Origin of the sequence: Streptococcus intermedius SK54 = ATCC 27335, from assembly GCF_000413475.1 — a bacterium.
GTDB classification, from domain to species: domain Bacteria; phylum Bacillota; class Bacilli; order Lactobacillales; family Streptococcaceae; genus Streptococcus; species Streptococcus intermedius.
Genome location: NZ_ATFK01000007.1, coordinates 13,589 through 37,278 on the forward strand (window position 1 = coordinate 13,589; position 23,690 = coordinate 37,278).

The following is a 23,690-nucleotide window of genomic DNA, read 5'->3' on the forward strand; positions in this document are numbered from 1 at the left end:
GTAAATGAAGTATAGTATAGACTAAAAAACAAAAATTTCGACATATTCTTTAAATCTTATTAAATCCACTTTCTTGAACCAGAAACTTCCATTGGAATATCATCAAACGGATCAAGCATACCTTTCTGACAAAGCAGTTTTACAATTTTATCTGCAACTCCATCTTGAGTGGAATCAAATTTGTCATTCTTTAATGGAATATTGAATTTTTTTGCAATCTTCTTTCGAGACTTTTTATCCGCCAATTTTTCAAGATGATCATCATTGAACGAAACAAACTTCCTTGGATTATGGCCACTACTTGCAGACTCCTTAAAAGAATCAAATCCTTCAATAATAGATTTTACTTCAATTAACTGAATTTTGCTATCACAGATTGAGTGATAAGCTCTTTCCATATTAAAAAGTTTTTCTCCAGATAAATTCAACAGATATACGATATCATTAACGATTACCAAATCTATAGAATTTCTCAATGTTAAAACTTTATTGGAAATCTCTTTAAAAGTTCCATTAGACTGCAAAAATTTATTTTTCAAAGTGGTAATGGGATTTTGCATTGAAACAAACTTTACAGAAATTGTATCATCATCAATTAGCAAATCTCCTTTTATTACAGAGGCTTGGTATTTTAATTCTAGCGGTTGGATTTCTGTATCAGGATTAGCTATTGCTTGGAGTAACAGTCCATACTCGTTTGTTATCAGTTCACTTGACTTACTCAATTTATAAATAACTTTAACATCTGCTGAACCATCGTACTCACGACAATCAGTATATTGTTTTAGCTCTCCTTGTTTGCCCGACTGATTATCAGATAAATATTTTTTTGCCAACTCCTCTACATGCTCTTTTAATCGACCTTTAGGTGATATTTCCACCTCTCTTGTTGAATAACTCGAGCCATTTCTTTTTGAATGAGTAACTTTAATAATCTGCAATGACCATGCATCACACGTTGATACATTTTTTAAAATAGTTTCTAGGTACTGAATAGTCACAATAATCTACACCCTCCGTTTTCCTGTCACGTAATCATAAATCAGCGTTTGTCTTTGCTGATTGATATTTTCAATCTGTTTTTGCTTAATGTCAATCATTTGGTTGATTTGACTAATTTTTTGGTCGAGGAAATCAGCGATTTTTAGTTGTTCCTCCACATTTGGCAACACTATCTGCAGTTCAGATAAATCACTAAAACTTCCTCCTTGTCGAACTCCACCACCAAAACTATAAAATACCTTGCATATATCATAAGCATGGAACAAATAGTGATAGTACTTAGAATTCGTTTGTTTATTTATAGCTCTTATAGTGACATAAGCTGAGGTTATAAGACCTCGTTCTAAAGAAAGTCCCGTTCGTAAGCTTTTCTTATCATTCTGTAAATCAGTTAGCCTAAAGACAATATCATTTGCCTCTATTATATTGTAAGTTTCAAAAGATTCAGGAAGTAATCCCATCAGATTAGTATTTGATTTTCTTTTGATACTACCATAACTTAGCGAAAGTAAGTTATCTTCTCGATTTCCAATGTTTTTATTTTTCACTTCTATAAAATAATTTGAAACCTTTGTCACCCCCCACCCCTCTGGCACTTGTCCTATCCAGTCCACGCCAGAGTCTTTCATCGGGGCGGTTTTATCCAGACCTTTTGTAACGGTTTCATAGATGAGGCTTTGGCGGTAGGCTGCCAACTTCTGGATTTGCTCCTCTAGCAAGGACTTAGCCTTGTCCAATTGAGTAACCTTTTTGTCGAGAAAATCAGCGATTTTATTTTGTTCTTCGTCAGAAGATGGAAATGGAACTACAATATTTCTAATATAATCCCAACTAGCTCTAGGCATCTTACTTCCGTAGGTTGATGAATCCACATCATTTATAAAACTATCACTCTGGATCATCCAATATAAAAATTTTTTATTTAGAGCACTTTCCTTAAAAACAAGGAATTCTGAACTTGCTGTCCCAGAAAAAGTGGCTAGCCAATACTTACGTAAATATGGTCTAAGTTTTCCAAATAAGATATCTCCTTTATTAAAAGAAATATTCTCTGCATTGTCAACTTGGATTTCAGTAGGAATATATTCTCCTATATTCGATATTATATTCTCCATCCCAACATATACGTTAGAATCCGTTGTTTTTGCCTTCTCACTTCTAAGATTAACTAAATATCTGAGCTTCATTTCTTGCCAATCATTGGGAATAGTTTTCATCCACAAATTAGCACTCTCCTTCATCCTAGTCATGCTTCAAGTCCTCCAAGAGTTGCTGCAACTGTTCTTCTAGGTCGTAAAAGTCCTTGAGCAGGTTTTCTGCTTTTTCAGGTGCTTGATACTTGTAGAAATAGCGGGTAAAGGGGATTTCTGCACCGAGTTTGGTGTCATCCCACCAGTAGTGAGCATCTGGCACGTGGGGATAGACTTCACGCTCAAAGTAGGTACTTTCATCCTCAGAGAGCTTGACGATTTCAGAGTCCTTGGTCGTCTTATCATAGATGATACCATCTGCTACTTCGCCAAACTTATCCTTTTTCTTGGTGGTAATCACTTCTGCCGTTTTGTCCATTTGACTCATGGCCAGGGCTAGGGCATTGAGGTTAGCAGATGTCAGCTTGATATCGGCTAAAAGATCCTTGAGTTTTTGTGAAAAATCTTCAAAGTTTGGATAGGTCGCATCTGTTAGCCCGACTCGTAAGGCTGCCATGATTTGCTCTTGCTGGTCTTTCCCCGCCAACATCTTTTGCAAATCCTTATCCTGCTTAGCTGTACGTGGTTCTGTCTCTAGCAATTCTTGATATTTATATTCATCGTAAAGCTTAGTGAAAAAGGGAACAGATTTGATAGCTTCCAAAGTTTCTTCCGTAATGGCACCACGACGCTGCAGGGGCTGCATGACTAAAAATTCCTTGTAAAGAAATTCTTGATTGTCAAAGATTTTAACCTGTTCATTTTCCTTAAAATCATGATACCACTTCACAATCTGACGAATATTATCTGGTGAGAGTTCCCGACGTTTTTGCCCTAGTGACTTACGTAAGGGGACAAATTCCCCTGTCGCATCAATAAACTGAACCTTGTTTTGTCGCTCCGGTTTCTTATCCTTGTTGTAGATCCAGATATAAATCCCAATCCCCGTATTATAGAAAAATTGCCCAGGAAGAGCGATGATTGCTTCCAAGAGGTCGTTTTCTAGGATGTAGCGTCTGATCTGACTTTCACCCGATGTCGTCCCACCTGAAAAGAGAGGTGAGCCATTAGAAATAATCGCAGCTCTGCCATTTTCCTCCATCTTGGCTAAAGCATGCAAGTGGAATAAAAGCTGGGCATCGCCAGTCGTTGGGGTGGCCACGAAACGTCCCTCACGGCCTTCCGTCTTTTCAAAGAGTTCTTGGTCTTTTTTGACAGCTGCTTCGACCCCATCATCCGCATCTTTTCCTCCCCACGATTGCCCAAAGGGTGGATTCGCAATGACAAAATTCATCTTGACATCAGGAAATGAATCAGGATCTTTCAATGTGTCCGCTTTGACAAAATAATCTGATTCTTCTTGTCGAAATAGCATATCTGCCTTCCCTATACCATAGGTTTCAGAAAGATATTCTTGACCAAAGAGTCGTACACTGACATCATGATTGAGCTGCTTGATATAGCTTTGTGCAGTCGCAAGCATACCACCTGTACCAGCAGCCATATCCAAAATCTTGATTTCTTTTCCTGCTTTGAAAAGAGACTCATCAGCTTCCATTAAGAGCAGGTTCACCATAAGCCCGATGACTTCACGCGGTGTGTAGTGGGAACCAGCCTCCTCGTTTTCAGAAAAGCGACGGATAATGTCTTCAAACATATAGCCCATCCGCATAGAATCAACTGTACTTGTAGACAAATCAATTTCAGAGAATTTTTTCACTACAGTGAAAAGACGACCCGTTTTGGCTAAAGTCTCAACTTCGTCCTTGAATTTCAGATTTTCAATGATATCTTTCACTCGCTGCGAATAACCATCTAAGTAATCTAAGAAGTTTTCCTTAATCCCGTCGGGATCGTTGAGCAGATTCTTCAGAGTAAATTGACTAAGATTGTAGTATTTATAGCCAGTGATTGATTCATAAATTCGCTCAGGTGTTTTAGGGTTAGCTTTATATTGTTCCAAAACTTTTTCTTTGGTCGGAAGAAGAGCCGCCTCTAAACGAGCCAAAACAAACATAGGGATGATGACATCACGGTATTTATCAGCCCGATAGGCACCACGAAGAGTATTGGCAATAGACCAGACTAAATTGACATCTTTACTAATATTGACACTATTTCCCTGAAAGAGCGGTAATTTATTTTTAAAGTTTGACATTTTTTACTTTCTATTCTCAGATTCTATTATATTATATCATAATAGCCTATCATTATTTGATAGGCTTCTGTATATTTGTTAATAAAATTCCCCTACTTCAGGCACACAAAGAACCAACGTTTTGATTTTTTGCGTGGCTTTTTATCTTCAAAATCTGCATAGACCTTAACAGTTTTAAATCCAGCTCGTTCTAGTAAAATATCATAGGTTAGAATTTCATAAGTGCGTTCTTCGTGGACTTCGTCGTAACGTGTGAAGCGTCCGTCTTCGTCTTGCAAGAAGAAGGTCAATTCATGCACGACTGAATGTGGGGCTTCATCGGCGTATGTATCCCAAACCATGGCAAATTCATCAGCGTTTTCATGGTAAGAATAACCAGGAAAGACGGTATCTGTCTGGTAAGTTGAGTGCACATCAAAAATGAAAACGCCGCCTTCGTTCAAGCAGTGGTAAACTTGCTGAAAGACATCACCGACTTCAACTTCATCGACCATGTAGCAAATTGAATCAGAGTAACAAGTCACCAAGTCGTATTTACCAACCTGCGACAAATCAAGCATGTTTCCCTGTCTGAATTCAATAGCTTCACCTGCTTCTTTGGCATGTTTACGAGCGATTTCAAGCATCTCATCACTCAAATCCAATCCCGTCACATCAAAGCCAACTTTGGCAAAGCGTACGGATTGAATTCCTGTTCCACAAGCTAATTCTAAGAGCTTTTTCTTATTTTTTGGAAAATGGCGGAGCGAAAAATCGGTCCATTTATCATAAAGACTATCATCCATAATAGCATCATAGACTGATGCGAAGGTTTCATAAGTTGTCATCTTATCTAGAAGTACCAAAAAGGTACTCTTCCTTTCTTCTCATTGAAAGAGGTTGGGACAATGTCCTCAACCCTCATCGTTTTTTATCTACAAGGCTTGTTTCTCAAGCAATGGTGTCACATCCACACCAACGGCTTCATGCCAAAGTTTTTCAAGATTGTAGTGTTCCCGCATTTCTTCAGAAAAAATATGAACAACGACTCCATCTAAATCCAACAGCACCCAGCCTCCAGCAGCATCCCCTTCTACATGGCTAGCTGACAGCCCTACTTCTGTGACTTTTTCACGGATATTTTCTGCAATAGCTTCTAGTTGACGACTATTCATAGAGCTAGCAATGACAAAATAATCAGTCATCGTCGTCAACCCTTGCAAATCTAGCACAATGATATCTTCCGCTCGTTTCTCATCTGCTGCTTTTACGACCAATTCTAGTATTTTTTGTTCTTTCATTTAATCCTCTTTTAAAATTTCTTCCAAATTAGCCACTTGGGCAAAACGTCTGTCCCAAATGTTTTCATAATGCTGTATCAATTGTTCTGCTGCAATTTTTCTGTCATCAAAGGTAGTCGTGCCATTTTTGACAACTGACAAATCATAGCCAAATTCAAACGCCACCTTAATAGTTGTATCAATGCAGTAATTCGTCGCCATGCCAACAATAATCAAATGCTCAATATCATGATTAGTCAGATAAGATTGTAAATGAGTCTCCTTAAAAGCACTATTGTAACGCTTATCAACGACTTGCTCACCAATTTCTGGAGCAATACTTCCGTAAATTTCCCAACCACGACTTCCTGTCATTCATTCGCTGTCATTATGGCGAACGTAAATCACTTCAATATTTTTCTCACGACAAGTGGCAATTACTTTTTGCCAAATAGACAAACATTTATCAACCGCATAAGGTTTAGCCTCTATCAAGGCTGTCTGAATATCAATCACTAACAGAGCTGTTTTCATTTGTTATCTTTCATAAAGCCAACATAAGCATTATAGGTCTCCAAAGTTTGAGGAAAGATCGGCAAGCCCTGATGAGCCAGATATTCCACTGTATGCGCTGTTTCATAAGCCACGGCTCGATTAAGCGAAATACAAGCAATTTCACGCGCCTCTTCCACCCCTGGAAAATCCCGATTGGGCTCAATATAGTCTGCTACATAAACGACTTTATCCAAATCAGACATTTGGGCAGAACCTACAGTATGAATCTCAATCGAGCGCAAAATTTCTGGATCACTCAGTCCTAAATCTTCTCGAATTTTGTAAACACCGACCAAACCATGCCAAACATTATTTCCCCACTCTTTCAGTTTTAGAGCCAGATCATACTTATCGATCAGCGCCAGAAATTCTTCATCAGAAAGCTTTTTTGCATAATCATGAAGGAGGCCTGCCAATCCGGCTTTTTCGCGATCAACTCCGAAACGTTCGGCTAATTCAATCGCTGTTTGCTCAACTCCCAAGCAATGTTTTAACCGTTTCTCTGGTAGAAGCTGCTGCATTTTGACTAAAAGCTGATCACGAGTAATTCCCACGTAGGCTTCATATCCCATTGTAAAGTCCTTCTTTCTCAATATAGTCTAAAACCGGCTTAGGTAGAAGAAAATTCGGCACTCGTCCTTGATTCAGAAAGTCCCGAACCATGCTAGAAGAAATATCCATCAACGGCACATCTACCCAAATAACAGGATAGGACGTTCCTGCTTTATACCTAGGGCGTTGAACACCAACAAATTGAACCAAATCAACCAATTCGTCAATTCGATACCATTTGGGAAGGTAGTCGACCATGTCCGCTCCGATAATGAAATAATAATCTGTATCTGGATGCTTTTCTGTCAAGAGCTTCATCGTATCATAGGTATAACTAATGCCTTTTCTCTCGAGTTCAATAGTTTCAATTCCTAAACCTTCGATGCCTTCAATCGCTAACTCCAACATTTTCAGTCGATGTTTCTCATCAATCGTCAATTTCTTATCAACATGCGGTGGCTCATACTCAGGCATCAGCAGAACCTGCTCTAAACATAGTTGCTGACGAACTTGATCAGCTACGACCAAATGAGCATTATGGACTGGATTGAAGTTTCCACCTAAAATCCCAACTTGCTTTCTTTTTTTTGCTTTTATTTCTGGTTCCAACTTCACTTTAGTGAAAGGAGTCAGTAATTCAATTGCCATAGACTACTTCCTCTAAATTTCTTTTACCTTTACTGAAATTTTGCGGTTTTCCTTTTTGCTGGACTGCTTGTACAAAATCAAAATACGACCAATTTTTTGAACAGTGTCCACGCCGATTTCTTCTTCGAGAATTTCTGCAACTTCATGAATGTTCTCATCTGTATTTTGCAGAAGAGTCACTTTAATCAATTCTCTAGCATCTAGAGCTTGACGAACACTTGTTTTGATTTGATCGTTAAGTCCATTTTTACCAATCTGAATGATTGGTTTGAGACTGTGAGCTTGACTATTTAAAAAAGACCGCTGTTTAGATGTTAATGACATAGATTCCTCTTTTGTTTCTTATTTCGTTTGTATTCTCTTTACTTTTCTAACAGCCATTTCTTCTTAGATAATGGCTTTGCGGGTCACCACTGCTACTCCCTCTGGCACCCAAGCTGCAACCTGTGCCGGCCCTACCACACGAATCCAACCTAAACCTGAAAAAACCACATCTATTTTGGTTTCAATTTTCAGTTCATGTTTGACCAACTTGGGAAAAGTTGGTAATTCTTGTTTAGAGGGTGGTGTTAGCAAAGAACCTACATGCTTATTATAAAACTCTCCTGCTCCTGCAAGCTTGGTGCGATGCAGCTTTAGTTCATTGTCAAAATAAGCTGTAAAACCTTGCTTGTCACCTGATACAAAGTCAAAACGCCCCAATCCACCTAAAAAGAGGGTTTGCTCCGGATTGAGTTGGTAAGTTTTGGGTTTAATCTCCTTTTTCGGACTGACATATTTGAGATGTTTGGCAGACAAATAATGAGCCATTTGATATCGGTGGATAATCCCTGGTGTATCATAGATATGACTACCATCATCCAGCGGAATCTCAATCTTATCCAAAGTAGTACCAGGAAAACGGGAAGTAGTGATAATATCCTTGTCACCAGTGATTTCCTGAATAATGGCATTGATTAGCGTTGACTTACCAACATTAGTTACACCGACCACATAGACATCTCGGCCTTTCCGATACTGCTCAATCTTTTCCATCAGCTCTTTAATAGCTTGCTTGTTTTGAGCTGAAGTCAGAACTACATCAATAGGACGTAGGCCTTCCTCGTGAGCTCGCTCTGTCAGCCATTGGGTAACCTTGTTCGACTTAACCGACTTAGGAAGGATATCTTTTTTATTTCCAACTAGTAGCACATCATTGCCGGCCACAAAGCGTGGTAAACCCGGAATGATGGAACCATTAAAATCAAAAATATCTACCACATTGACTACAAGGGCATTACTGTCACCAACTTCGTGGAGAAGCCTAAGAAAATCATCGTCTGTCAGCTGCACATCAGTAATTTCGTTGTAGTGACGGAGACGAAAACAGCGCTGGCAATACAGTTCGCCTGTCTCCAGTCCTTTTTCCAAAGCGGACTGAGGAGTATAGCCCATCTTGTCCTTGTGTTTTGTCTGAATCGGTGCTCCACACCCAATACAGAGAATATCTTCCATGTTTAAATTCCTTTTTTATATACAATCGGTCCGTACTTTTTCGTCATTTTTTTTAGCACACGCCGCTCACGCGCTCGGTTTATCTGGGTTTTAAACGAATCATGTTCAACCAGTGGCTTGACCAAAATCGAACGAATTCCAGCCCTGTGAGCAGCTCGAATATCCGTCATAAGTTGATCGCCCACCATGACCACTTCGTTTTTCTCAAAATGGAATTCCTTCAACGCACGATCAATCCCCCAAGTAAAAGGCTTCATAGACCAATAAACATAATCAATCTCAAACTTTTCAACCGCTCGTTTGACTCGTTTCTTAGTATTATTGGACACCACAATGATTCGAATTCCTGCATCTCGCACATCATGAAGCCATTGCTTCATTTCTGGTGTTCCATCTGAATTATTCCACGCAATGAGGGTATTGTCTAGGTCTACCAAAACTGCTTTGATGCCGTGTTTTTTTAAGCTTTCAACTGTCAAATCATAAACTGCCTCAATTGCAAAATCAGGCATGTAATTTTCAATCGCCACATTTCTCTCCAAACATTATACTTCTACCTATTTTAACATAAAAAGAAAGTTTTCGCATCTTAGATTTTTTTATCTATTTTATATACAATTTGCCAAAAATTGTTTAAAAATGTTATAGTAAGAGTAACACATTGAACTCGGAGGAATTTATGGCAACTACGAGCAAGAAAATGACTGCCGTCTCTCCTTTTTTGCAAAAATTTATTAACTGGTCTTCTATAATCGGAGCACTTGGAACAGTGATTTTCTGTATCTGGGCTTATTATGCTGGTATTTTACAATCCAAAGAAACCTTATCAGCTTTTATTAAACAAGCTGGTATTTGGGGACCACCACTTTTTATTTTCCTGCAAATCCTACAGACAGTTGTTCCTGTTATTCCCGGAGCGTTGACTTCGGTTGCTGGTGTTTTTATTTATGGTCATATCATTGGTACCATTTATAACTATGTTGGAATTGTCATCGGCTGTGCTATTATTTTTTACCTAGCACGTACCTACGGACCTGCTTTTGTCCAATCTGTCGTTAGCAAGCGTACTTATGACAAATACATTGGTTGGCTAGATGAAGGCAATCGTTTTGAACGTTTTTTTATCTTTATGATGATTTGGCCCATCAGCCCAGCAGATTTTCTTTGTATGCTAGCCGCACTTACGAAAATGACTTTTAAAAAATATATGATCATTATCGTCTTGTGCAAGCCTATCACGCTTGTCATCTATACTTACGGTTTGACATACATTATCGACTTCTTTTGGCAATTATTTTCAAAATGAAAGACAGAGCAATGCAATTCGCTCTGTCTTTTATAATATTCCTTTTCGTTTTTCTAATATTAAATCTTTTATAGAAATTAAGACTACCGCTGATAAAATCATAAACATGCCGACAAAATCTAATAAATAAAATTGCTCATGCATAAGGAGAAAAGCAAAAAATACCGCCGATATCGGTTCAACCGCCGCTAAAAGGCTAGATTTAACAGGTCCAACCAAACTGGTTCCTTTGAGGAATAGCGTATAAGCGAGGATTGTTCCCACTAAGATAATGCCCACCAAAGCTAGGTATACTTCCATTGACAATCGCCAATGAAAATGTAAGATACCACTAAATGGTGTTAGAGCAAGGCCTGCTAATGTCATCCCCACTCCAATCACCGGAATACTGCCCCACCTTTTTATCAATTGAATTGGAATTAAAATATATAAAGCGTAAGTGAAGGCGGCAAATAATCCCCAGAAAAGCCCTGCTGGCGTTACAGATAAGTGATCGAGCTGTCCATGAGTGGCAATCAAAAAAGTACCTCCAATAGCTAATATCATAGACAACACTTCTGTTATAGTAGGTGCAACCCAATCTTTGAGACAAGTATAAGCAAGAATTCCAATTGGACAGACATATTGCAGAACAGTAGCTGTGCCTGCATTGCTTTCATAAATAGATTTTAAATAAGCAAATTGATTGAGCAAAAGTCCTAATAAAGCAAAAAGCACTAATGACATCATCGCTTCCCGATCTTTTAGCATTTCAAATAGTTTTTTTTGATTGGTTAGTAGCATATACAATACCAAGAGAACTCCTGCAATTAAAAGTCGAATATTCGTTAAAACTAAAACAGGAAATCCATGTACCATTAAGTATTGCCCACTCGTTCCAGACAATCCCCATGCAATCCCTGCCACTAATGTTAACAGTGTTCCTTTGGCTATTTTTGACATTCTACTTCTCCCTTTCATCGTATGATTATAACATAAAACATAAAGAAAAATCAGCCAAGTTTGACTGATTCTTATCTCATCATCAAGAAAATATTTATTCTGGTGACACCAAAATTTTAATCTGTGCCTTGTCCTGAGTCAGTTCGATAAAACCTTCCTGCACAATATCTTCTAGCTTAATCTTCTTGGTCACAAGCTTGTCAGCAGAGAAATACCCCTGCTCCATAAGCTCCAACACCTTAGGAAAAATATGCCGATAGGCGATAATTCCCTTGAGCGATTTTTCTTGAATCGCAAATTCATTGGGATTGATACTGGCTTCACGTTCCCAGATAGAAACCACCATACATTCTCCAGCCTTGTGGACAGCAGCCAAAGCTTGTCCCAACACAACTGGTACCCCAGTTACTTCATAAGATACATCTGCCCCACCACCAGTCAAGCGCTGAACAGCAGCTACTGCATCCTCGCCTTCTTCTGGCCGCACAACAATCGCCCCAAGCTCCTCTGCCTTTGCTTGACGCTCTGGAGATAATTCAACAGCATAAATCTTAGAGGCACCGGCTGCTCGCAAAGCTTCAACAATCAAGAGCCCGATTGGTCCTAAACCGAAAACGACTGCGGTATCACCTGCCTTAAGAGCTGACTGACGGACTGCATAAACAGCCACAGCAGCAGGTTCTGTCAAGGCTGCCTGCTCATAGCTAAGGCTGTCTGGAACTTTATGAACAAGATCCCCATCCAAAACACAGTATTTGGCAAAACCACCATCTGCCGCCAAGCCGACAAAGTTTAGATTGGGATCCAGGTTGTAATCCCCGATAAGATTATGCTTGGCTAAAATCGGCTCAACTGTCACTCGGTCACCAACCTTAACCCGTGTCACGGCACTGCCAACCTCAACAATTTCTCCAGCAAACTCATGTCCCAAGGTTACAGGAGCCTTCTGCCCAGAGTAGACATGCTCTGTTTCTGTCGGAATAAAAATAGGTCCATCCAGATATTCATGCAAATCAGTTCCACAGATTCCTGTGAACTTGACCGCAATCTTGACCTGATGCGGTTTGACCTCCGGTACATCCACTTCTTCAATGCGGACATCTTTGGCGCCATACCAACGCGCAGCATTCATTTTTGCCATAAAAATACCTCGCTTTTTAATTTGTTAATTTTATTGTAAACCCTTTCAGAAATCTTGTCAAAAGTTTAGCTACATTTTCAAAAAACAGCATACAAAAAACCAGCCTAACGACTGGTTTTCACTTGTTTCTATAATTTCTCCAACTCTTCATTGAGCAGTTTTTGTGCTACTTGTGGGTTGGCTTGCCCCTTGGTGGCCTTCATCAGCTGGCCGATCAAGGACTTGGCTGCATTCTTGTTACCGCCCTTATAGTCATTGATGGCTTTTTCATTGTTGGCAAATACTTCTTGGATAATTGGCAGAAGCTGGGCAGGGTCTGAAATTTGAATCAGGCCTGCTTTCTGTACATACTCTTTAGCAGAGCCACCATTTTTAGCTAGATGAACAAAGACCTTCTTAGCAATCTTAGAGGAAATCGTTCCATCTGCAATCAGAGCAATCATCTCAGTCAAGTTCTCAGGTGTCAGATCAATCTCAGAGATGGTCTTACCTTCGGCATTGAGGTATTGCGCTACTTCTCCTTGGAGCCAGTTAGAGACAGCCTTAGCATCACCTCCTGCGGCAACAGCTGCTTCAAAGAAGTCTGACACAGCCTTCGTCGCTGTCAACTGCTTGGCATCGTAGTCAGACAGACCGTAGTCGCCCACATACTTGGCACGACGCTCTTTTGGAAAGGCTGGCAGACTGCTACGCACTTGCTCAATCCAAGCATCCTCAATCTCAAAGATTGGTAGATCAGGCTCTGGGAAGTAACGGTAGTCCGCTGAACCTTCCTTAACCCGCATGAGCAGAGTTTCGCCAGTTGCTTCGTCATAACGACGGGTTTCCTGACGGATTTGACCGCCGCTGCGTAGGATTTCTGCTTGACGTTTTTCCTCAAATGCTAGACCCTTACGGACAAAGTTGAAGGAGTTAAGGTTTTTCAGCTCAGTCTTGGTACCAAACTCTTTCTGGCCGTAAGGACGGATGGAAATATTTGCATCGACCCGCATGGAGCCCTCTTCCATCTTGACATCAGAAATGCCAGTGTACTGGATGATTTCCTTGAGAGCAGTCAGATAGGCATAAGCTTCTTCTGGACTGCGCATATCCGCTTCAGATACAATCTCAATCAATGGTACCCCTTGGCGGTTGAGGTCCACATAAGAGTATCCATCGCTGCCGTGGGTATTCTTTCCAGCGTCTTCTTCCAAGTGGGCCCGCTCGATACGGATTTTCTTGGTTGTGCCGTCTTCTAGCTCAATCTCAATCCAGCCATTGTAGCCAATTGGCTCATCAAACTGAGAAATTTGATAGGCTTTTGGATTGTCCGGATAGAAGTAATTCTTGCGGTCAAAGTGCATCTTCTGGTGAATATCCATATTCAAGGCCAGAGCAGCCTTGATACCATAGTCAATGACACCCTTGTTCATAACAGGCAGGACACCTGGAAAAGACCAGTCAATGATATTGGTGTTGGCATTTGGATCTTCACCGAAGTGAGCTGGAGCCGGTGAGAAAATTTTTGAATTGGTCTTCAATTCAACATGGACTTCCAGTCCGATAACTGTTTCAAAGTTCATTATTTTTCACCTCCAAAGATAACTGGCTGCTGTTTGTGGTAGTCAGTCGTCGCTTCAAATGCTGCGGCTGCCTGATAGATGGTCGCTTCATCGAAGTGGTTACCAATCAGCTGCAAGCCGACAGGAAGACCATCTACAAAGCCAGCTGGGATTGAAATGCCCGGCAGGCCAGCCAAATTGACTGGAATGGTCAAAAGATCAGCCAGATACATGGCCACTGGATCTTGGTTTTGACTGCCCAAGTCATATGCTACTGTTGGTGCAGTTGGACCTAAGATTAAGTCATATTTTTCAAATACCTTGGCAAAATCTTGCATAATCAAGGTCCGAACCTGACCAGCTTTCTTGAAGTAGGCATCATAGTATCCAGATGACAAACTGAAAGTTCCCAGCATGATCCGGCGTTTCACCTCATCACCAAAGCCTTTGCTGCGAGATTTGACATAGACATCTTCTAGATTTTCAATGCCTTCTGCGCGGTAGCCATAGCGAATACCATCAAAACGTTGCAGGTTAGAACTAGCTTCAGAAGAAGCAATAATATAGTAGACTGCCACGCCGTACTTGCTGTGAGGTAGGCTGACTTCTTCAACGATAGCTCCTAGACTTTCCAAGTGCTTCGCTGCTGCTAAAATTGTTTCCTTGACCTTACTGTCAATTCCCTCACCCATGTATTCCTTAGGCAGGGCAATCTTCATCCCCTTGATGTCTTGGCCAATCTTGCTAGTAAAGTCTGGCACAGCTTCTTGTGACGATGTCGAATCCTTAGGATCATTACCAGAAATAACATTCAGAAGCTGTGCATTTTCCTTAACCGTTTGAGAGAAAGGCCCAATCTGGTCTAAAGAAGAACCAAAAGCAATAAGACCGAAGCGGGAAACCCGTCCGTAGGTTGGCTTGAGGCCGACTACACCGTTAAAGGAAGCTGGCTGGCGAATGGAGCCACCTGTATCTGATCCCAGCGACAGACGAACCTGACCAGAGGCAACAGCTGTTGCTGAACCACCAGATGATCCACCAGGAACCTTACTGCTATCCCATGCATTTTTTGTCGTCTTAAAGTAAGAGTTTTCGCTGGAGCCACCCATAGCAAACTCGTCCATGTTGGTCTTCCCGATGATAATCATGTCCTTGCCGTAAAGCTTCTCCACGCTAGTCGCATCGAAAATCGGCTTGTAGTTGTAGAGCATTTTAGATGCAGCCGTCGTCAAAATTCCCTTGGTTGAGATATTATCCTTGACTGCCAGCGGAATTCCGCTCATAAGATTGTCGGCATCAATCCCCTTAGCGTCCAGAGCCGCAGCCTGGGCCAATGCCTCCTCTTCGCTAACAGTAATGAAGCTGTCAACAGCTTCTTCACGTTCTTTAATGTCAGCCAAAGTTGCCTGAGTTAACTCTACCGCAGAAATTTCTTTCTTGACCAGCAAGTCGTGCAGTTCTTCAATGGTCTTGTGATTAAAAGTCATTAGGCATCTCCTCCGTCATCTAGGATGGCAGGCACTTTGATGTAGCCCCGCTCTTTTTCAGGTACATTTTGGAAAAGCTCGTCCCGATTCCATCCTGGCTGAGCCACATCTTCTCGCATATAGTTGATATTGGCAGCCACATTAGAGGTAAAAGGCACACCCTCCGTATCCACTTCATTGAGCAATTCGACCATGTCGACAATTTTTGACAGAGTTGTCGCAAACTCTGCTGTTTCTTCTGGAGAAAAAGCGAGTTTTGACAAGTTAGCAACATGCGTTACTTCCTCTTGAGTAATTTTCATCTCTGTTTCCTTTCTCTTCTTTTATTTTTCAGCATAACTGGAAAATAATCGTCTTCTTATTTTATCATAAATAGGCTTCGTTCTTCAATTCCAAATGCAGGTCTTTGAGCTGTCTCTGGTCAATCAAACTTGGACTTTCCAGCATTGGATCAAAGCCAGTACCATTTTTGGGAAAGGCAATAACTTGGCGTATGTTTTCTTCCCTGGCCAAAATCATGACCAAGCGATCCAAACCCAAAGCCAAGCCACCGTGCGGTGGGAAGCCGTACTCCAAAGCTTCTAGGAAGAAACCAAAGTCCCGCTCATAGTCTTCTCGACTCATGCCCAATAGCTCAAACATCGCCTCCTGAGTCTTCCGGTCATGAATCCGCAGACTTCCTCCGCCAATTTCATAGCCGTTCAAGACGATATCATAAGCATAGCTGCGGAATTGACTTGGCTCCTGTCCATCTTCAAAGATCCCCTGTGTGAAAGGATGGTGCATGGCTTGATAGCGATTTTGGTCTTCATTCCACTCCAGCAGCGGCCAATCCACAACCCAGAGGAAATGCACCAGACTTGGGTCAATCAAATCCAAAGCTTTTGCGACTTCTATACGCAGATGGCCCAAAGCTTCCTGAGCCCGACGCTTCTTGGCCATAACTAGCAGGATGAGATCTCCTTCCTTAGCCTCAAAACATGCTAGTAAATCCTGACTTTCAGCCTCAAAAGTGCTAGCCAAATCTCCAACCAATTGACCATTTTCAACCTTGAAACTGGCAAAACGACTGCAGCCAAATTCCTTCATTTCCTGATAGTAGTGACTTAGCTGTTTCTTGCTAAAAGCACTGGCTGCATCGGGCACACAGATTCCCATCACTTCCTCTTGGTTGTCCAAGGCTTTCTTGATGAGAAGAGAGTCATTGGACTGACACAAATCTGTCAAACTCTTCAGCTCTAAACCAAAGCGCGTATCTGGCTTATCAGAACCAAAGCGGCTCATAGCCACTTCATAGCTGATAGTCGGAAAATCTTCTGTCAACTCTAAACCATGAGTTTTCTTGACAACAGCCTTGAGCATAGCTTCAACCAGAGCTTGGATTTCTTCTTCGCTTGCAAAACTCAACTCTAAGTCCACCTGAGTAAACTCTGGCTGACGATCGCCCCGTAAGTCTTCGTCACGAAAACAACGAACAATCTGATAATAGCGCTCGAGGCCAGCTCCCATCAGCAACTGCTTGAGCATCTGTGGGCTCTGCGGTAGTGCGTAGAATTGATTTTTAAAGACCCGACTAGGAACCAAGAAATCTCTAGCTCCTTCAGGTGTTGACTTAGTCAAGTAAGGCGTCTCAACTTCCAAAAAGTCCAAACCATTCAAATATTCCCGAATGGTTGAAGTGACCTGATGACGAAGTTTGAGGTTATGTGTCATCTTCTCACGGCGCAAGTCCAGGTAGCGGTATTTCTGACGCAGGTCTTCACCGGTATGGGCATGCTGGTCCAGCTCAAAAGGCAGTGCTTTGCTGCTAGAAATAACCTCAATCTTCTCAGCTCCACTTGTCCTGACTTAATAGCTTTATTGACAAAGCGCCCTTCTCGTTTGACAACTTTTCCTGTGACAGAGATAACGTCTTCCTTGTGCAAACGGTCAATTTCAGCAAAAGCCGGACTAGCACCTGCTACAAAAACTTGAAGCAAGCCTTCTCGATCACGTAACTCTATAAAAGCTAATTTCCCATGGTTTCGAATATTTGCAACCCATCCAGTCGCAGTCATTTCCCGACCAACTTGTTCTAACCCGTAGTTCCCAATAAAAACTTCTTTCATATTCACTACCTCTTTCTACATTCATTTCAATTCAATCACTAATTGCTCGCAAATTACATATAGAAATCTCCACCCATAGTTCTTAGTGCTAAAGCATTAAGAACTATGGAAAAACGGCTTCCATCTGTATAAACAGACGAAAGCCGTGGTACCACTGTTATTCATTGCATTGCAACCTCAGGCTCGTAACGTGAGCAGGCGTTTGTGCTTTGATTCACACAAATTATTTACAACGATATAATGGGTTTAACCAACTTATCCACTACTACGAACAGTATAGAAAAACCACTCTATCATTGACAGTATGTTCTTTGGATTTTGTCTCCTTGGCGCTGCTCTCAGCTTTCAGCACTCTCTGTGCAAGTCAACAAGCCTACTTTACTGCTTTTTTACTTTTAAATTGTTATCTATTATAGTCGAACCTAAAACATTTTGCAAGTGGTTGAGAGCAAATTGATGATTTTCTTCAGAAAGAGAAGCTACCGCAGATTCTACCACCTCAATTTGATACCCTAAATTGTAGGCATCGATTGCCGTATGCAGGACGCAAATATCCGTCAAGACCCCTGTCAGAACCACCGTGTCTACTTTTCTTTCTCGCAGACGTATATCCAAATCTGTGCCAGAAAAGGCAGAATAATGGCGCTTGTCCATCCAAAAGACTCGAGAGTCCGCTTGATGTCTCTTATAAAAATCAGCTAATGAGCCATAAAGATTACGTCCGCTAGTTCCTTTGATATTGTGTGGTGGAAAGAGTTTACTTTCTGGGTGGAAAGTATCTCCTTCGTCATGGGCATCAATTGCAAAAAAGATATAATCTCCTCGCTCAAAAGCCGCCTCGGTCACTTGGGCAATGGTTTCGGAAATTGCCTGAGCTGGTGCACCTGCCGTCAATTTCCCATTATCTGCTACAAAGTCCACTGTATAGTCAATTGAAATTAATGCTTTTGTCATCAGTAATCTCGCTTTTTAATCTCTTCAAAGATATCAGGGATAAGAACTTTAAGATAGGTTCCTTTCATTCCTAGAGAACGACTTTCGATAATGCCTGCACTTTCTAGTTTACGTAGAGCATTGACAATCACTGAGCGCGTAATGCCAATACGATCTGCAATCACTGAAGCTGTTAGCTGCCCTTCATTGCCGCTTAATTCACCTAAAATAGCAGAAACAGCTCGTAATTCTGAATAAGACAAAGTATTTACAGCCATAGTTACAGCTGTTCGACGTCGAATATTTTTTTCATCTTCTTCTCGTTGGAAGTTGAGTAGCTGAATACCAACCACTGTACTTGCAATTTCAACCAAGATCAAATCATCATCGTCAAATTCTTTATCATTGCGCCAAACAATCAATGTCCCTAAACGAATCCCAGAAACATGAATCGGTGAAATTGTCGTCAAGCCATCTGGAAATTCATCTTTTGTCTCAATAGGAAAAATAGATAAATCATGATTGACTGGAAGATTGGCCTCAGTATCATACATCAAATTTGCGGTGCGAACATACTCTTCTGGGAAGATTTTCGTTTGATAAAATGCTTCCACACGATCATTGTTTGTCTTGTAGCGCATGAAATACCCCAAAAGACGACCCTTGCTATTTACAATACAAGCATTGCAATCCATAATTTCAGCTAATTGTTGGGTAATTGCATTATAAGGTAGTTCATCCTGCAATCGCTCATCTGAACGACGCAAAATAGATGTTATTTTTCTTGTTTTTGCTAATAAGTTTGCCATAATTTACCTCGCATATAATCTTATTGATTATACCATAAAGCGCTTTAATCTTCAACAATTATCTGAAAATTGTTTATTGAGGTACAATTATACTTTGTTACTTCTATAAAAACGAAGATACCTACGCCTGATACAAAAAGCAGCCAAAGGGCTGCCATTTATCATCGTCGATATTGTTTTAAGAAACGAGTCATCTTCTCTTGAATTTGTGCTAACTCATCTACACGAGGCAGGTAAACAATCCGGAAATGATCAGGATCTTTCCAATTAAAGCCTCGTCCATGCACCAGTAAAATCTTTTCTTGCTTTAAGAAATCCAGCACGAATTGTTCGTCATCATCTACTTGATACATTTCTCTATCAATTTTAGGGAAAATGTAAAGCCCTGCTTTAGGTTTTACTGCAGATAGACCTGGGATTTCATTAATAGCTTTATAAATAAAATTCCGTTGCTCATAAATTCTTCCACCGGGAAGTAGTAACTCATCTACTGATTGATAACCGCCAAGCGATGTTTGTACCACGTGCTGAGATAGGACATTTGAACACAGACGCATATTTGACAGCATATTTAACCCTTCGATGTAATCTTTTACATGATATTTTGGTCCAGATAGCACCATCCATCCTACACGAAAGCCTGCAATACGGTGCGATTTAGACAAACCGTTCATACTAACACAGAAAAGATCAGGAGCTAAACTTGCGATAGCTATATGCTTTTCACCGTCCATTACTAAACGATCATAAATCTCATCCGCAAAAATAATCAAATTATTTTGCCGTGCAACGTCAACCAGCTCTTCTAAAACTTCCTTAGGATATAGAGCTCCTGTCGGATTGTTTGGGTTGATAACGACAATAGCTTTTGTATTAGAAGTAATTTTCGATCTAATGTCATCAATATCTGGGTACCAATCAGCAGCTTCATCACAAAGATAGTGAACAGCATTCCCTCCTGCTAAACTCACAGCAGCAGTCCAGAGAGGATAATCCGGCATAGGTACCAGCACCTCATCACCATTGTCTAGCAAACCTTGCATAGACATGACAATCAGCTCGCTGACTCCATTTCCAAGGTAGACATCGTCAATATCAACATTTGGAATATTCTTTAACTGGCAATATTGCATAATAGCTTTCCGAGCAGAAAAAATCCCTTTCGAGTCTGAATAGCCCTCGCTATCCCGTACATTCATAATCAAATCATGAATCACTTCATCTGGTGCCGTAAAACCAAACTCAGCAGGGTTTCCTGTGTTCAACCGAAGGATTTTCTCACCATTTGCACGCATCCGCATAGCTTCTTCTAAGACAGGACCTCGGATATCATAAGCTACATGTTCTAACTTTGTCGATTTATTAAATTCTTTCATCAATTTTTTTCCTCATTTCAAAAGAATCAATTTATTATAACGCAATTTTTCTAAAAAATCTCAAAAACTTCTTGTAAAGTCTGCTTGAAAATACTTTACTTTTTTCATGTAAAGGGTTACAATATAACTAAAGAAAGAATGGAGGTATTCCTATGCTACAAAGATATCAAAACATTATGGTTGCTGTTGATGGTTCTCACGAAGCCGAACTTGCCTTTGAAAAAGGGGTAAATGTGGCGCTAAGAAATAATTCACGTCTAACAATTGCACATGTTATTGATACACGTGCATTGCAAAGCGTTTCTACATTTGATGCAGAAGTCTATGAAGAATTACAAGAAGACGCAAAAAAACTCATGGATCAATATGCTGAAAAAGCCAAAGAAGCTGGTGTGGGAAATGTTGTCACAGTTGTTGAAATGGGAAATCCGAAAACCCTTCTTGCCACTGATATTCCAGAAGAACAAAAAGTTGATCTCATCATGGTCGGTGCTACCGGGCTCAATGCCTTTGAACGGTTACTGGTTGGTTCCTCATCTGAATACATCTTGCGTCATGCAAAAGTTGACTTACTTGTTGTTCGTGATAAGGAAAAAACATTATAATACAAAGATAAAGAGAGATTGGCATAAACCAGTCTCTCCTCTTTTTTATTCTTCATTTTTTTCACAATTTCGTTGATAAGCTTGAATTTGACGTTCAAGCTCTTTTTTGATAGCAGGTTCTGGTGCATAATTTTTTTCCCAATCATCTGGTTTTAAAATTTTATGAGTAACTGGATCAAAGTGCGCTTTACCATCTGGGAAGAGTTTCCCCATATTCGCTTGGTGTACAATTTCAAATAAACGCTCAGGATCTACTCCCATTAAAACAAAACTACCATAAGTAAAATATAGCATATCAATCAGTGCATCTACTTGTCCAACGAGAGACATCTCTGCGTTACTCTTCTGTTTAACCTTATCGGAAGCTTTATCTATCGCTTTATGCAAAGATTGAACAGACTGATTGAAAATTTCTTCTGACGGACTGGCTGCACGTAAAAATTCCACTAGCTCTTCTACCTTGAAGCCTGCACGATGACGAGCACCTTCTGTTGTCCACAAGATGGGCTCTTCCTGCGTGCATTCATCCATTATCCCATGAAATTCTTTAACCTTATTAAAGTGGTGGTCGCTACTGATAAAGACTTTTTCACTCGCCAAAATACCAAAATGCTCCAAAGCCTTATGAATTCCGTCCTGACTATTACTGCTAGTAGTGTGTTTCGCAACTTCTTTCACGCGACTAGTTCCATTTCCCATAGCGATGGACATCCCAACCCCCGCTAACATTTCAACATCATTATCAGAATCACCAAAAGCCATGACTTGATTGATATCAAAGCCATATTCCTTTCCAACCAGCTTAATCCCCTCTAGCTTGGACATACCCTGATTGATAATGTCAGCTGCAAAAGGACTGCTGCGAGTGAATTTTAAATTTGGAAAATCGGCTTCTATAGATTGTGTTTCTCTCGGAGTCGCCAACATTAACACTTGATAAATCGGCTCTTGAATAGATTTAAATAAATCATTCTGTTGTTGAGGGAGCGCCTTACTGATTACATGATTGAAACCTTTATTGACCAAATGTGTCATCTTTTTCGGAACAAAACGGCTAGTCCATTGAGAAAACTTGCTCATGCCAAAGCTCATGATTTTTGAACCAACCATTCCTGATTTTGTCCCAAATGAAATTTCTATTTTATGCCGATGCGCATATTGAATCAAGTGACGTAAGCTCGTTTTATCTATTGGCTTGGCAGAAATGACTTTCTCTTTTGAAAAAATATATTGTCCATTATAGGTTACTGCAAAATCTAAATCCAACTGTTCCATAAAGGATTGAACAAAAAAGGGACCTCTTCCTGTGGCTAAACCAACTAAAATGCCTTGCTGTTTCAAACTATGGATCGCTTGTTCTGTGGATTTCAAGACCGTCCGACTATCGTTTACTAACGTTCCGTCAATATCAAAGAAGACTGCTTTGATTTCCATTCATTTCTCATCTCTTTCTTTTATGATACAATAATTATAGCATAGATTCAGGAGAAGCTCACTTATGACCAAAAGAATTCTAGTTTTACATACTGGCGGTACTATTTCCATGCAAGCTGACACCACTGGAAAAGTCGTCACAAATGAACATAATCCCATGAACCATGTCGCAGTTCCTCTAGAAGGCGTTCAAGTGACTGCTCTTGATATATTCAATATTCCTAGTCCTCACATGACACCGCAGCACATGCTACAATTGTACAAAAGAATCAAGGCAGATGGAAAGCATTTTGACGGTGTTGTGATTACTCACGGAACCGACACTCTAGAAGAAACGGCATATTTTTTGGATACGATGGAACTTCCAAATATTCCTGTCGTTTTGACTGGTGCCATGCGAAGCTCTAATGAACTCGGGAGTGACGGAGTTTACAATTACTTGTCTGCACTTCGTGTTGCAAGTGATGAAAAGGCATGCGGAAAGGGCGTTCTAGTAGTTATGAATGATGAAATCCATTCTGCTAAATACGTAACAAAAACACATACAACAAATGTCAGTACCTTTCAAACGCCAACTCATGGTCCACTTGGATTGATTATGAAAAAAGAAATCCTCTATTTTAAAACTGCCGAACCACGCGTGCATTTTCATTTGAATAAGATTACTGGCTTGATTCCTATTATTCCCACCTATGCTGGAATGACAACCGAATTGCTGGATATGTTAGATTTGAAGAGAATAGACGGTCTCATCATTGAAGCCTTCGGAGCTGGGAATCTACCACAAGAAGTGGCACAAAAGCTCAGTCATATGACTGCTTGTGGTCTCCCAATTGCATTGGTATCCCGTTGCTTCAATGGCATTGCAGAGCCAGTTTATGCTTATGAAGGAGGCGGTGTGACCCTTCATGAAGCAGGGATTATGTTTGTTAAAGAATTAAATGCTCCTAAAGCTCGTATCAAACTTCTCATCGCCCTTAATGCTGGGCTTCAAGGGCAGACATTAAAAAACTACATAGAAGGCTAGAGTTCTTATATAGATAAAAAGCCTCGATTATTTCGAAGCTTTTTAGGAGATTTTATGTTTAGGAGATTTATGAAAAAAAGTTTTTTAACTCGCTTGTTTTTTAGTTATCTACCATATATTTCT

General features: G+C 40.4%; 22 protein-coding genes and 2 pseudogenes. 3 read left to right on the top strand and 21 right to left on the bottom strand.

What is annotated here, in order from left to right:
• Positions 1–59 precede the first annotated feature (59 nt).
• The 11 genes and pseudogenes from HMPREF1654_RS09060 to HMPREF1654_RS09110 all read right to left on the bottom strand — a co-directional run bounded on the left by HMPREF1654_RS09060 (position 60) and on the right by HMPREF1654_RS09110 (position 9,388).
• Positions 60–1,001 (bottom strand): Kiwa anti-phage protein KwaB-like domain-containing protein, encoded by a 942-nt coding sequence (locus tag HMPREF1654_RS09060; protein WP_003075966.1) that lies wholly within the window; start codon positions 999–1,001, stop codon positions 60–62.
• Positions 1,002–1,007: 6 nt separating this feature from the next.
• Positions 1,008–2,252, bottom strand: a complete 1,245-nt coding sequence (locus HMPREF1654_RS09065) for a restriction endonuclease subunit S (RefSeq protein ID WP_003076058.1) — start codon at positions 2,250–2,252, stop codon at positions 1,008–1,010.
• Positions 2,245–4,350, bottom strand: a complete 2,106-nt coding sequence (locus HMPREF1654_RS09070) for a type I restriction-modification system subunit M (protein WP_003076145.1) — start codon at positions 4,348–4,350, stop codon at positions 2,245–2,247. The genes HMPREF1654_RS09065 and HMPREF1654_RS09070 overlap by 8 nt, the downstream gene beginning before the upstream one ends.
• Positions 4,351–4,442: 92 nt before the next feature.
• Complete coding sequence (locus HMPREF1654_RS09075) at positions 4,443–5,177, bottom strand: class I SAM-dependent DNA methyltransferase (protein WP_016670431.1); 735 nt, start codon at positions 5,175–5,177, stop codon at positions 4,443–4,445.
• 87 nt (positions 5,178–5,264) lie between these two features.
• Positions 5,265–5,630 carry a ribosome silencing factor gene (rsfS, locus tag HMPREF1654_RS09080; RefSeq protein ID WP_003075880.1) on the bottom strand — a complete coding sequence of 122 codons (366 nt, stop codon included), beginning with the start codon at positions 5,628–5,630 and terminating at the stop codon, positions 5,265–5,267.
• Positions 5,631–6,143: pseudogene (locus HMPREF1654_RS09085) on the bottom strand (cysteine hydrolase family protein).
• The gene (yqeK, locus tag HMPREF1654_RS09090) at positions 6,140–6,736 is read right to left on the bottom strand and encodes a bis(5'-nucleosyl)-tetraphosphatase (symmetrical) YqeK (protein WP_003074481.1); all 597 of its coding nucleotides are present in this window, start codon (positions 6,734–6,736) and stop codon (positions 6,140–6,142) included. Before yqeK ends, HMPREF1654_RS09085 begins: the two are co-directional and overlap by 4 nt.
• On the bottom strand, positions 6,726–7,364 hold the full coding sequence (locus HMPREF1654_RS09095; protein ID WP_003074479.1) for a nicotinate-nucleotide adenylyltransferase: 639 nt from the start codon (positions 7,362–7,364) through the stop codon (positions 6,726–6,728). The genes yqeK and HMPREF1654_RS09095 overlap by 11 nt, the downstream gene beginning before the upstream one ends.
• Before the next feature lie 12 nt (positions 7,365–7,376).
• Complete coding sequence (yhbY, locus tag HMPREF1654_RS09100; RefSeq protein WP_003074477.1) at positions 7,377–7,688, bottom strand: ribosome assembly RNA-binding protein YhbY; 312 nt, start codon at positions 7,686–7,688, stop codon at positions 7,377–7,379.
• A gap of 63 nt (positions 7,689–7,751) precedes the next feature.
• Complete coding sequence (gene yqeH / locus HMPREF1654_RS09105; protein WP_003075990.1) at positions 7,752–8,858, bottom strand: ribosome biogenesis GTPase YqeH; 1,107 nt, start codon at positions 8,856–8,858, stop codon at positions 7,752–7,754.
• 2 nt (positions 8,859–8,860) lie between these two features.
• Positions 8,861–9,388, bottom strand: a complete 528-nt coding sequence (locus HMPREF1654_RS09110; protein WP_003075797.1) for a YqeG family HAD IIIA-type phosphatase — start codon at positions 9,386–9,388, stop codon at positions 8,861–8,863.
• Between the two features lie 149 nt (positions 9,389–9,537).
• Here HMPREF1654_RS09110 and HMPREF1654_RS09115 point away from each other — a divergent pair, with 149 nt between their 5' ends.
• Positions 9,538–10,164, top strand: coding sequence for a TVP38/TMEM64 family protein (locus tag HMPREF1654_RS09115; RefSeq protein WP_003074471.1), 627 nt, complete (start codon positions 9,538–9,540; stop codon positions 10,162–10,164).
• A 30-nt stretch (positions 10,165–10,194) separates the two neighbouring features.
• On the opposite strand, the gene HMPREF1654_RS09120 is transcribed toward HMPREF1654_RS09115, so the two are convergent.
• The 9 genes and pseudogenes from HMPREF1654_RS09120 to HMPREF1654_RS09165 all read right to left on the bottom strand — a co-directional run bounded on the left by HMPREF1654_RS09120 (position 10,195) and on the right by HMPREF1654_RS09165 (position 20,501).
• A complete protein-coding gene (locus HMPREF1654_RS09120) occupies positions 10,195–11,106 on the bottom strand; it encodes a DMT family transporter (RefSeq protein ID WP_003076055.1) in 912 nt (303 codons plus the stop codon).
• Positions 11,107–11,200: 94 nt separating this feature from the next.
• On the bottom strand, positions 11,201–12,247 hold the full coding sequence (locus tag HMPREF1654_RS09125; protein WP_003075978.1) for a 2,3-butanediol dehydrogenase: 1,047 nt from the start codon (positions 12,245–12,247) through the stop codon (positions 11,201–11,203).
• A 128-nt stretch (positions 12,248–12,375) separates the two neighbouring features.
• Positions 12,376–13,809 (bottom strand): Asp-tRNA(Asn)/Glu-tRNA(Gln) amidotransferase subunit GatB, encoded by a 1,434-nt coding sequence (gatB, locus tag HMPREF1654_RS09130; protein WP_003075784.1) that lies wholly within the window; start codon positions 13,807–13,809, stop codon positions 12,376–12,378.
• Positions 13,809–15,275 carry an Asp-tRNA(Asn)/Glu-tRNA(Gln) amidotransferase subunit GatA gene (gatA, locus tag HMPREF1654_RS09135; protein WP_003075815.1) on the bottom strand — a complete coding sequence of 489 codons (1,467 nt, stop codon included), beginning with the start codon at positions 15,273–15,275 and terminating at the stop codon, positions 13,809–13,811. The genes gatB and gatA overlap by 1 nt, the downstream gene beginning before the upstream one ends.
• A complete protein-coding gene (gene gatC / locus HMPREF1654_RS09140) occupies positions 15,275–15,577 on the bottom strand; it encodes an Asp-tRNA(Asn)/Glu-tRNA(Gln) amidotransferase subunit GatC (RefSeq protein ID WP_003074461.1) in 303 nt (100 codons plus the stop codon). Before gatC ends, gatA begins: the two co-directional genes overlap by 1 nt.
• A 64-nt stretch (positions 15,578–15,641) precedes the next feature.
• Positions 15,642–17,383: pseudogene (aspS, locus tag HMPREF1654_RS09145) on the bottom strand (aspartate--tRNA ligase).
• A 378-nt stretch (positions 17,384–17,761) separates the two neighbouring features.
• Positions 17,762–18,337, bottom strand: a complete 576-nt coding sequence (locus HMPREF1654_RS09155) for a cysteine hydrolase family protein (protein WP_003074458.1) — start codon at positions 18,335–18,337, stop codon at positions 17,762–17,764.
• Positions 18,337–19,125 (bottom strand): GTP-sensing pleiotropic transcriptional regulator CodY, encoded by a 789-nt coding sequence (gene codY, locus HMPREF1654_RS09160; RefSeq protein ID WP_003035535.1) that lies wholly within the window; start codon positions 19,123–19,125, stop codon positions 18,337–18,339. Before codY ends, HMPREF1654_RS09155 begins: the two co-directional genes overlap by 1 nt.
• 161 nt (positions 19,126–19,286) lie before the next feature.
• Positions 19,287–20,501 (bottom strand): pyridoxal phosphate-dependent aminotransferase, encoded by a 1,215-nt coding sequence (locus tag HMPREF1654_RS09165; RefSeq protein ID WP_003075849.1) that lies wholly within the window; start codon positions 20,499–20,501, stop codon positions 19,287–19,289.
• A 152-nt stretch (positions 20,502–20,653) separates the two neighbouring features.
• Here HMPREF1654_RS09165 and HMPREF1654_RS09170 point away from each other — a divergent pair, with 152 nt between their 5' ends.
• Positions 20,654–21,106 (top strand): universal stress protein, encoded by a 453-nt coding sequence (locus tag HMPREF1654_RS09170; RefSeq protein WP_003028799.1) that lies wholly within the window; start codon positions 20,654–20,656, stop codon positions 21,104–21,106.
• Positions 21,107–21,151: 45 nt separating this feature from the next.
• On the opposite strand, the gene HMPREF1654_RS09175 is transcribed toward HMPREF1654_RS09170, so the two are convergent.
• Positions 21,152–22,540, bottom strand: coding sequence for a Cof-type HAD-IIB family hydrolase (locus HMPREF1654_RS09175; protein ID WP_003074451.1), 1,389 nt, complete (start codon positions 22,538–22,540; stop codon positions 21,152–21,154).
• Between the two features lie 64 nt (positions 22,541–22,604).
• Between HMPREF1654_RS09175 and HMPREF1654_RS09180 the strand changes: the two genes are divergently transcribed.
• A complete protein-coding gene (locus HMPREF1654_RS09180) occupies positions 22,605–23,567 on the top strand; it encodes an asparaginase (protein WP_003075884.1) in 963 nt (320 codons plus the stop codon).
• Positions 23,568–23,690: the final 123 nt, after the last annotated feature.